9 protein-coding genes are annotated in these 7,017 nt (G+C 44.9%); 1 reads left to right on the top strand and 8 read right to left on the bottom strand.

Annotated elements, in window-relative coordinates; translation table 11 throughout:
* The first annotated feature begins 432 nt into the window (after positions 1–432).
* Positions 433–1,644 carry a sporulation integral membrane protein YlbJ gene (gene ylbJ, locus JOC27_RS08530; RefSeq protein ID WP_205006864.1) on the top strand — a complete coding sequence of 404 codons (1,212 nt, stop codon included), beginning with the start codon at positions 433–435 and terminating at the stop codon, positions 1,642–1,644.
* Positions 1,645–1,756: 112 nt separating this feature from the next.
* Here the strand turns inward: ylbJ and coaD are convergent, their stop codons facing one another.
* From coaD to JOC27_RS08570, 8 genes are all read right to left on the bottom strand, one after another.
* On the bottom strand, positions 1,757–2,263 hold the full coding sequence (gene coaD, locus JOC27_RS08535) for a pantetheine-phosphate adenylyltransferase (RefSeq protein ID WP_205006865.1): 507 nt from the start codon (positions 2,261–2,263) through the stop codon (positions 1,757–1,759).
* Positions 2,256–2,843, bottom strand: coding sequence for a 16S rRNA (guanine(966)-N(2))-methyltransferase RsmD (gene rsmD / locus JOC27_RS08540; protein WP_205006866.1), 588 nt, complete (start codon positions 2,841–2,843; stop codon positions 2,256–2,258). Before rsmD ends, coaD begins: the two co-directional genes overlap by 8 nt.
* A gap of 634 nt (positions 2,844–3,477) precedes the next feature.
* Positions 3,478–3,750 (bottom strand): YlbG family protein, encoded by a 273-nt coding sequence (locus JOC27_RS08545; RefSeq protein WP_205006867.1) that lies wholly within the window; start codon positions 3,748–3,750, stop codon positions 3,478–3,480.
* Between the two features lie 61 nt (positions 3,751–3,811).
* Entirely contained in the window at positions 3,812–4,243 is a 432-nt protein-coding gene (locus JOC27_RS08550) for a YlbF/YmcA family competence regulator (RefSeq protein WP_205006868.1), read from the bottom strand.
* A gap of 77 nt (positions 4,244–4,320) precedes the next feature.
* Complete coding sequence (locus JOC27_RS08555) at positions 4,321–4,569, bottom strand: YlbE-like family protein (protein WP_205006869.1); 249 nt, start codon at positions 4,567–4,569, stop codon at positions 4,321–4,323.
* An 8-nt stretch (positions 4,570–4,577) separates the two neighbouring features.
* Positions 4,578–5,084 (bottom strand): spore coat protein YlbD, encoded by a 507-nt coding sequence (ylbD, locus tag JOC27_RS08560; RefSeq protein ID WP_205006870.1) that lies wholly within the window; start codon positions 5,082–5,084, stop codon positions 4,578–4,580.
* An 89-nt stretch (positions 5,085–5,173) separates the two neighbouring features.
* Entirely contained in the window at positions 5,174–6,229 is a 1,056-nt protein-coding gene (locus JOC27_RS08565) for a CAP domain-containing protein (protein WP_338062792.1), read from the bottom strand.
* A gap of 108 nt (positions 6,230–6,337) precedes the next feature.
* Positions 6,338–6,874: a hypothetical protein gene (locus JOC27_RS08570; RefSeq protein ID WP_205006872.1), complete on the bottom strand. Its 537-nt coding sequence runs from the start codon at positions 6,872–6,874 to the stop codon at positions 6,338–6,340.
* Positions 6,875–7,017 lie beyond the last annotated feature (143 nt).

Here is a 7,017-nt window from a genome sequence, read left to right on the forward strand (position 1 = left end):
CGATTTTCGCGAACATAAGCGCTAATTTCCTGTTTAACAGGTCTAGGGATTGGTGTAAATCATATAGTTTAGAGACAAGCTCGTACACTCATTTTTTTAAATGAACGATAAAACTAGGCTTCGACAAGTCTTTTTTGCTACAATGCGTTTCGGCTACTCGCTTGTCGCGGCGCTACCTGCGCGCCTCCTCGTACAAGCAAAATCTGCGAGATCTTTCTGGCACGCTGTTCCCTTAGAAGTCTCAGACATTGCTTTTTGGTCAGAAAAACAACATTAAATTTAAACATCGCTTACTTTTTAAAAAACTTTAATGCCAGCCTTTAAAGCACCTTTTATATCATCCGTCGATTCAGCCGCAGGTTTTCCACTCTGCTTGACTCAGGATCGGCTAAATGACCGGACACAGGTTGAACAAACCCAAAGGAGCCATTCATGAAACAATCTAGAGGTGTCACCTATCTGCTAGCAGCCGGGTCTGTGCTGCTTGCTTTGCTGATGGTTAAATATCCGGACATAGCGGTGCAAGCTTCTTATCGCGGACTGCTCATTTGGTGGAAAAGTGTTTTCCCCGCACTTTTTCCCTTTTTTGTCCTTTCAGAACTGATGATTGGTTTCGGCGTTGTCACATTTGCCGGTACCCTCCTCGAACCGATCATGCGCCCATTGTTCCGCGTCCCTGGCATCGGCGGCTTTGTGCTAATGATGGGAATGGTCTCCGGATTTCCGGCTGGTGCGCGAATGACCGCTCGCCTCTATCAGGAAAAACAATTGACAAAAGTAGAAGCCGAGCGCTTATCAAGTTTTACCAATTTCAGCAATCCGCTCTTCCTATTCAGTGTCACAGCTGTTGGCTTCTTTGGTCAGATCGCACTTGGTATTGTCTTTGCGATCGCCCATTATCTCGGTAATATTGGCGTTGGTTTGGTCATGCGCTGCTATAAGGCAGACCGCTCATCGCAAATAAGAAAAGGCACTCGAAAATCATCGCGCTTGGCATCAGCCTTAAACGCGATGCATCGCGAACGTATTGAAAATTACCATCCGTTTGGGAAAATGCTTGGCGATGCAGTCACCTCGTCCGTTACAACACTGCTCGCCGTTGGTGGTTTTATTGCTCTCTTTTCGATGACCTACCAACTGCTTGTGCAAATCGGCTTTGTGTCATTGCTAAGCGCCGGTCTGACTCATTTGTTTGGCTTAGCCGGATTGAGTCCGGCGCTTGGAAGTGCATCGATTCCAGGCATATTCGAATTAACGATTGGAGCCAAGCAAATAGGCGAGACATCAGCGCCGATGATCGAACGCGTCGTTCTCGCCAGTGCCTTACTTGGATTCTGCGGTTTTTCAATCCAAGCTCAGGCAATCAGTATTCTTTCTCAGGCAGGGCTAAGTGTCAAACCCTTTCTGCTCGGTCGATTGATTCAGGCAGTTTTTTCAGCCTTTATTGCTTTTGTCTGCTATCATGCATTTGCGATTGAGAGTAAGCTAACCTCAGATGCAGTCTCAACGTTCGCGCGCCCGATCAATCATTATTCAGATTATGTTTTCGCAATCGGGCCTTGGCTGACAGTCGGTGCGTTAATCCTGTTTGTCATTATTTCACTGATCCAGCTGTTCCATTCTGGAAAAGCCGATCATTATTAAGAAAAACTTGGCGTAGCCAAGTCCTTTTCAACAATTACGCTTCGGTTGCTCGCTTGCTGCGGGCGATCCGTGAGCCTGCATTGCATTTTTCATGCAAAATTAGAGACATTCTTTATTTTTGAGAAGAAATTTGCCTGTCGCCAAATTTTTCCTTCAATGCAGCTTCCACAGACGGCGTTACGAGATTAGAGACCGTACCGCCGTATCTTGCCGCTTCTTTCACCATACTCGAACTGAGAAATGAATATTTGTTGCTAGTCATCATGAAACATGTTTCTATTTCCGGATTAAGGTTTTTATTGATTGCCGCGATTTGTAGCTCATATTCAAAATCTGATATCGCCCGCAATCCCCGAAGGACGACCGACACATGCTTTTTCTTTGCATAATCCATAAGCAAACCATCAAAACTGTCAACAACGACCGAATCAAAGTTTTTCGTGGCCTCTTTCAACAACCGCACCCGTTCTTCTACAGTAAAAAGCGGGTCTTTGCGCGAATTATTCAGTACAGCAACAATGATTTTATCAAAAACATTCAATCCCCTTGTAATGATATCCAGATGTCCGTATGTAACTGGATCAAAACTACCGGGGTAAATGACTGTCCGCTCACTCATTTTGCAACCCTTCTGTCACTTGTGATTCGAAACGGTAAATCGAAACAGCTGTCTTTCCTTGAAAGGTTCGATATTTCCACAGAACCAGTCCCCCTGCAAACGTCTCTGGCAACTGAATAGTGTCCTCGTATTCAGCAACCAAAATCGCATGTTCTTGGAGCATATGATGATCAATCAGGAAGCTGATATCACGTGTCATTTGCTGGTGTGCGTAAGGCGGATCAAGAAAAAGATAATCAAACTGTCGCGATGCATCTGCTAATGTCTCCAAAGCGCGTTTTGCATCCATATGCAGCAAGGAGGTTCGATCTTCGTAGCGACAGTTCCGAATGTTCTCCCGAATCATCCGGCAGGCCGCGGCAGCTTTGTCGACAAGCACCGCTTCTGATGCGCCTCTACTCAATGCTTCAATGGCCAGGCCTCCGCTTCCCGCGTAAAGATCAAGCACTGTACCACCATCAAAGTAAGGACCAATCATATTGAAAATTGTTTCTTTGACTTTATCGGTTGTCGGCCGTGTCAGTTGACTGCTGACCGTGTGAAGTGCCCTACCTTTATTCTCCCCGGCAATTACTCTCACAAAATCATTCCTTTCACAGACCATGCAGCAAATGGAGCATGCTTGGCACATTCAGCCTTATCCTGCGTGCCCTTCTTTTTATTGATTACCGAAAAATAGGCAGGCTGACAGTCTTTATGTATAGAATCTTCAGATGCTGTCAAAACTAATGTCTGGTAGCATCCTTTGAGATGTTGACCCAACCGCGGATGCTTACGTTTCCCCATAAGTTTCCGCCGGTTTCTCCTCTCCCATTGTCTTGCATCATGGATGCATTAAGACAGCCCGCAGGAATCTGCGGGTTTTTTTCTGCAGCCAAACAAGTTGCTTCTTCCACAATCGATCAATTATTTCTGCAAACAAGACTTGCCTTTTGACGGACAAGCAGATTCACACGAAAAGAGTATAAATCAAGCAAACAGTTCTTAAATTTCACTTTTTGATCGTGTATAAGCACAAGATTTTTTAATTAGGCTTTGTTAAAATCTGCTTTTGTTTTTAATCATTTATTGCCATGTGTTCGCTTGCCGCGGGCGCACCGCGAGCCTCCTCAAACAGGCTATAACCTACGGGGTCTCGCTGGCACGCTGTTCCCGCAGGCGTCTCACACATTACCTATTTATCAGAAAAACAACATAAAATTTAAACATAGCTTTTAATTAAAAATTTCATCTTTCTCTTCTTGAATGCTTTTTCCCTTTTCATAGGTTGTCCGAACATCCTGCAGAGGGGAACGATCAATCTGTTTCACAAACTTCAGTTTGTCGAGCTGACTGATCACACTCTCTGAATGCCCATGATCACAGTACATGATTGCGTACTTCATTCGTTTCGAAACATAATGCACATATCCGTAGCGTCTCAAAACGCGCAGATATTTTGTATTGTACAGCCAGATAATCAGACTGTCCCTCTTAAATTCAGGCATGTGCCGCTTCACCCCATCCTATTTCTGTTCCTAGACAAACATGCCGATCAGGAACCCGGTGTTAATGGGTCCTGCATTTGCAGCTGCCGCCTGAGCCGCATCCGTGGTCAAAAAAAGGATCGCCATTTGGCACCTTGATCGATTTGGAGACGGAACCTGCCAGTTCAGCGCTGACCGCGCCAAGGAAATCCTGCATCGCTTTTTCTGCTTGTTTAAATTCAGCAATCAGGGGATACAGATCCATTTCTCTCTTAGCCGTCATCGTTTCCTGGATAACTTTCTTAAAGTCCGGATGATAGCGACCAAATCGCTGAACTTCTTCATACTTGACCTTTATATTTGAAAAGCGTTGAATTAGTTTTTGTGCTTGTTCGCTGCGGGCAACCGCTTGCCGCCGACTGATGTAATGGCGAAAAGGTTCAGACTGGCTGATCAGCCCGGCCAGGCTTTCGGCGTGATCAAGCACTTGGTTATTTTCTAAATTTGCAATCATAGCCGCACCTCCACGTTACATAAATAGTACAACAAAAGGACGAAAACTTCCATTAGCAGTCACTTGCCATTCGCTTATTATCCCTGATTTTGGGAACTGCCCATGGCTTGCATCATCGACATCAGTAGTGAGAGAAGCCCAGCCTGCTCATTCAATCGATCGATTCTTTGCGGGAACGTCCGCCCATAGAAAACATCCGCCGCTGATTTGAGATTGTTCAGCTGACCAGGCTCCCTGCTGAGTCTTCTGTACCATTCTGGATGCAGGCGTACAAATAACTTCTGATCCATATGTTCATCTAAATAGAGCTGAATGTCTCTTCGCATCAGTTCCGTCAATCCTTTCTGAAAAAACCGGACCGTCTGTTGCTGCGCCTTGGCGGATTGTAAACACGCTGCGTGCGACCTGCATACGGTCTAGCTGTTGGCGGATTGGGCGGTGTGGATGCCGCACCCGTACTATTTTCTTGTTGTTTAAATTGGCCAATGAATGTTTGAAGGCCACCAAGGGCACTGCTAAGCGTGTCTAGACGTTCTTGCCACTGCGTGGTGTCCAGTGTATCAATCGTCTCCAATATTTTATTCCATGAGAGCGTTGAGCCGCTGTTTTTAGATGGCTTTTCAGCAGGTGTCGTTTCGCTTTTTTCCTTCGTTTGTGCCGTTTCTTTCACATCTGCGCCGTAAGACTTCCAAATCTCAGGGGATTCGCCAAAAATCGCCCAATCATCGAATACGTCATTCCACTTTAGCTTGTTTTGATGCACATACGCGACAATTTCTGGGTGGCTTTTAACAAATAGCTTAAACCGCTTCACTGTATCGCTTGTTTTTTCAGCAGGCATTACCGTCAGCACTCCTTCCGTTTGATCCTGTAACTATCATAATCAGTCAAACGGAACATGTGCATAAAACCAGAAAATACATTTGCTAATCAATTCATCGGTAGCACAAAATCCTGAGTATAATACAATTGATACGATCCAACGCCAAGAGAAGTGAACGAATTATTGAGCAAATTTTCGCGATGATCCGGGCTATTGAGCCAGCCGAGACAAACAGCCGGTGCATCTGGATATTGGGCGGCAATATTTTCTCCGGCCATTTCAAAACGAATGCTTTCCGCCTGCAGCCGGGTTTGCAAATTCCCTGACCACTTTGAGCCATGCGAGAAATAGTTTTTGATTTTCATCTCTCTGCTATGTTTATAAGCCGCCTCTTGAGCGTTTGTATTCCAAGTAAGCAGACGCTTATTATTTCGATAGCGCAAAAGATTGCTGATATCAAATATCTCTTGATCATTGGCTTTATTAATCCGATTCCATGCGGTTGCGGATACCTTCGGCTGGTTGGGCAACGCACCCGTATAAGTCATCGAATAAGGGTGCTGCATCGCCAAAACCGATGCGTTCAGATAGCGAATACCGACCAACTTATCGGAAATACGGTCAAAATTCAGCTGAATCCAATACTTGCCCAACTTCAGTAGCGGTCGAGTCATCATATCTTCCTCGTTTAGTTCAAAATCTATTTTCGACCCGGCACTTGTCATTGCCACTTCATCTGAAATTGGCGCTTTTTGATAAACCTTTTGCGATGATTCACCAATTTGAAAAGGAGCGGTTTTTAGATTTTTCCCCAACACATAGAGCGTTGTGACACGATCTGTCTTCAAATCGATGCCAACTTGTAAATAGTTTTCAGTATTGACGCCGTATATATACCATTGGTAACCGTAATTTGTCGGATCAATGCGTTCAGGCTTGCCAAGTTTACGGATTATTTCTGGTTCTTTTTTGCCCATCAGTGTGTAGACACTACTCGAGGGAATTTTCAGTGTTTGCTCACTTTTAAGACTGTTGGGGAGCTGCTCGCGGCTTTGCGATGAAGTTTCCGAATTGACACCTGGAAAACTGACAAGACTGAGCAGAAATGTGGCAGCAAATACGATGAGTGCCATAACAAAAATAATACTATTCGTTTTTCGCACCAATCCCCCCCCCAATCTCAAGTATGTTCGAAGCATGAACGTTTCTAATTATAACAATTCTTACAGAGGAACGGCTAATGAAACAAATATCGAATACAAAAAAATGTGTCAGTGCGCCCTTACATCCCTGAATGTTGAATAGAGAATAACCCAGATATGTTTTCCACCAATTGATACATGGCCTGTACCGACAGCAGTCGGCTGCTTGTTGTTTTCTATTAACTTACCATTTTTTGTTCCCCACCAATTGCTAGGAAATGGGGAACTTTCCGTACCACGAATCACCAGACAGCCGGTGTCTCTGGGACTGCGTCCCAAGCCCCTAAGGAATGTCTCTGTTTTTTTTGCATCAAGATGAATGTCTTTTCCTTTTGCCAGATCTTTTGCATACATTCTCGCAAACCGGAATAAATCCCAATCAAAAGCAAGTGACTGGCGACTAGATTGCAACCGATGTGCGTTAATTTGCATGGCTAGTCCATTTTCCGATCGATAGACAGGTGTAAAATGAACAGCTGCCGGCTGCACTTGCGCACGGACAGTTGTGGAGCCGGAAACGACGCTGATGAGCAGGGTGAACGACAAGGTCAGACTGAGGACGGTGACCCCATGCCGCATTTTGTTTGACAGCTTCGGCTTTTTCATGATTATCCCCCCTCGTATTATTAGTTTTGAAGTTAATAGTAATCCCTGTTCAGCTCGGGTACTGCGTGATATCCTCTAGTTGTTCATTGGAATGGATCCAACTGGTCTAGGCTTTTCCCCCCTGTAGTCTTTCTACGTCTTAA

Origin of the sequence: Sporolactobacillus spathodeae (assembly GCF_016908935.1) — a bacterium.
GTDB classification, from domain to species: Bacteria; Bacillota; Bacilli; order Bacillales; family Sporolactobacillaceae; genus Sporolactobacillus; species Sporolactobacillus spathodeae.

Bases quoted from the DNA above. Each gene is read 5' to 3' on its own strand.
- coaD (WP_205006865.1), bottom strand. From the start codon at position 2,263: ATGAGTGAGCGGACAGTCATTTACCCCGGTAGTTTTGATCCAGTTACA.
- ylbJ (WP_205006864.1), top strand. From the start codon at position 433: ATGAAACAATCTAGAGGTGTCACCTATCTGCTAGCAGCCGGGTCTGTG.
- JOC27_RS08555 (WP_205006869.1), bottom strand. From the start codon at position 4,569: ATGCGAAGAGACATTCAGCTCTATTTAGATGAACATATGGATCAGAAG.
- JOC27_RS08545 (WP_205006867.1), bottom strand. From the start codon at position 3,750: ATGCCTGAATTTAAGAGGGACAGTCTGATTATCTGGCTGTACAATACA.
- ylbD (WP_205006870.1), bottom strand. From the start codon at position 5,084: ATGCCTGCTGAAAAAACAAGCGATACAGTGAAGCGGTTTAAGCTATTT.
- JOC27_RS08570 (WP_205006872.1), bottom strand. From the start codon at position 6,874: ATGAAAAAGCCGAAGCTGTCAAACAAAATGCGGCATGGGGTCACCGTC.
- JOC27_RS08550 (WP_205006868.1), bottom strand. From the start codon at position 4,243: ATGATTGCAAATTTAGAAAATAACCAAGTGCTTGATCACGCCGAAAGC.